The sequence below is a fragment of the Vibrio sp. B181a genome (genome assembly GCF_030248375.1).
Classification (GTDB): domain Bacteria; phylum Pseudomonadota; class Gammaproteobacteria; order Enterobacterales; family Vibrionaceae; genus Vibrio; species Vibrio campbellii.
In genome coordinates, this window is record NZ_JAHGAD010000054.1 from 1 (window position 1) to 2,746 (window position 2,746).

Genomic DNA, 2,746 nt, shown 5'->3' on the forward strand with positions numbered 1-2,746 from the left:
GTTTCAATGCTGCTTCGTGCGATGCCAGGTAGTCGGATAGCGAAACCGTTTTTATAGCTAGCACCGTAAGCCACTAGCTTACCGGAAATACTGATGATTTCGACATGTCCTGCGAGGGTGGTCTCTGTTATTTGAAGGTCGACGACCACGTCATTCATATCGTAATCAGCCGTATATGGCCAGTTGTCTTCAAAAGCGACGGAAGCATAAGAGTCAACACTCGGGAAATGCTCGACCGAGTACCCGTTACCTGTAATGGTAATAGGGTGGTCTTCCACTTCACCAGACGTTGAACCACCGGTGTAGCTTAGACCTGTCTGTTGACTGAATCGGAAACGGCTCCAGCTTGACCCTGCAGTTGCCGCGTCAGACACAATAAATGGCAGCGTGTTACTACCAGCGGAGAGAAGTTCATCAGTAAAGACTTGCTCACCCGCATCAGCAAAGTCGCCATCTCGGTTCCAGTCAAACCATGCAGATAAATAGCCAGAAGTGGAGGCGGTGACTTCAATCACCGAGCTTAAACCCGGGTCGAGTGCCGCCACGAAGCCAACCCCTTCTTCATCGGCAGTGTCGACAGCATTGTCATCCGCTTGCCCATCAGAATCACCATCAGGGGCAATGCTGCCCAAGTAGGTAGAACCGTCTATTTCGTGGCGAGGACCATTTGACGCCAATGTCGTGCTGTAGGTGTTTGGAGCATCGCCAAAGTCAATTGTAGAGTTTGTTGGTACAGCAGATGCGCTCGCACATCGTGCGCCGTCATTCTGGCCAGAAGCGGGTCCATTTGCAAAGAACACTCCGTTTACATTGGTGATGTTTGATGGATCGGTTAGATCAATTCTGTAAATGTTGCCTGTACTATTACTAGCGGCGTACAGATATCCCTCGCCGTCAAAATACAGAGCGCCATATCCGTTTCCACCGATACCAGTGTTACCTCTATCGATTCTACTACCGTCTGAGCGGCTGTACTCGTATAAAATCCCCGTATTATTATCGACACCATACATCTTTCCGTTTAAAGGGTGAATGGCGATATCAGAGTGATTTGCTTTGTTAGTCGAATAGGATTTGACGGTTTGAATACTCAGGCTGGCTGAAGAGTTTGATGCCAAAGGGGCGAGGTTAATCTTGAATATACCTTTCGACTTGTTGTAGAAATAAAGGTAGTCATCGTATACGTCACCTGCAATAAAACCGTAACTGGGTAAGTTTGACACGGAGACAACTTCGGCCTGGAAATCACTCCCCATTCTCAATACTCTCTGGTTCTCGGAATCATAGCCGTAAAGATAACCATCGTTCTCACTAAAACCCGCAGCATTAAAGCCGGACTGACCTAAGCCGATGGAGGCCACTTCTAAATTGTAGGTGCCGGTTACTAAGTCGACAGAGTATACCGATGCTGGCTTCCCTTGGATTAAGTAGGCATCACTGGGGCATTCACTAAACGGCCCTGCGAAGCTATGTGTACTTATCGCAATCCCCGTTGCCAGGAGAAATAAACGTTTCATAAGAAATCCCTTTTGAATTAGGTAATGATGCATATGAAACTTTTATGCCATTTATTATGCCTTGTTTGTTAAGTGTTTTTTTCTAAGCATTCCTGACGTTTTCATTATGAGAGTCAAAAAGGTTGGAAAATGTGTACGATTTTGAAAAGTGGAGTCATGAAGTTAAAATCAAGCTCTGTGTTTTGAAGAGATTGTCATTAGAGTGCTTGGTTCAAACCTTTCTGAATGGTCAGTAGATCATTAAAACTATTTCACAGTCACCTTCCAGCAATCAAAAAAAATCGCATGTTCCGAAGAAGTATGCGATTTTTTAAGTGGTGCTTAGTTGCCCGTAGAGCTAGAGAGCCTTACAGCTTCAAGCTAGTGTCATTGACAGAGATAACACGTTTTACCGGCTCTGAGCCATCATAAAACCAAATCTCGACCAGCAAGTCTTTCTGGCTGTCAGATACATTAAAGTCGAAATCCACTTTCCCACTGGCTAATGGAACAGAAACCACTTTACTTGCGTAATGAGCTCGGTAGTTACCAGCGTTGTCTTCGCTAAATTGCTTGTACAAACTCAACTGTGCTCGTTGTGTCGAAAAGCCGCTAATATCCACGCTCAGCGTACCCGGTTTTACTGGGTTGTAGTCAAAGCCCTCTGGGACAACTAAGTCCTGCGCTGTTGTCGGATCATCTGGTTCATCTGGTTCAACAATGGTAACAGGGGGCGGAGTAGAGCTGTCGTCATCGCTGCTTCCACCGCCAGAGCCATCACCGCCCCCACAGGCGGTGAGCGCGAGTAGGATAACCCCCATAAGAATTGCAATTATATATTTCATCGTATCCTCTCCCTATGGCAGATCGTAAGTTTTGTCAGTGGCAGGTGATTGATGCCAGTTTTGGTTTGTTGTGCCGCCGGATTCTGCCCAATCTTGGAACTCAGGGTAGGCTTCGACAATATCAACGCGCTCCAGTGGCCATTCCCAATCTTCAACGATGAGCAGTGCCCAAGGTAGGTAGGTAGCGGTCTTAAAGTAGTTGTTGGAGCCATTCAAGCTAGCATCGACACCGATACCGTATAAACTCGTATCGAATTGTTCCGTAGGAGCTTGGCCTGGCAGGTGGATCTCCAATGTTCGTCCAGGTTGGAACGGAAGCCCTTCACCATGATAAGTATTTGGTGTGGCGAAGATGAACGGGTCATACGGCATGTTGGCAATGGCGGAGCGATCGGAGCCTTCGGT

At 47.0% G+C, this 2,746-nt stretch carries 3 protein-coding genes; all 3 read right to left on the reverse strand.

The features are described 5' to 3' along the window. Positions 1 to 1,517 (reverse strand): LruC domain-containing protein (locus KIO97_RS21545; RefSeq protein ID WP_285383900.1); only part of this gene is annotated, 1,517 nt, incomplete at its 3' end. A 347-nt stretch (positions 1,518 to 1,864) separates the two neighbouring features. Then, on the reverse strand, positions 1,865 to 2,341 hold the full coding sequence (locus KIO97_RS21550) for a hypothetical protein (protein WP_212583345.1): 477 nt from the start codon (positions 2,339 to 2,341) through the stop codon (positions 1,865 to 1,867). 12 nt (positions 2,342 to 2,353) lie between these two features. Then, the coding region (locus tag KIO97_RS21555; protein WP_285381881.1) for a DUF4842 domain-containing protein at positions 2,354 to 2,746 on the reverse strand (393 nt) is incomplete at its 5' end.

What these genes read in the sequence shown, in the direction of transcription:
- KIO97_RS21550 (WP_212583345.1), bottom strand. Translation starts at nt 2,341, where the DNA reads ATGAAATATATAATTGCAATTCTTATGGGGGTTATCCTACTCGCGCTC.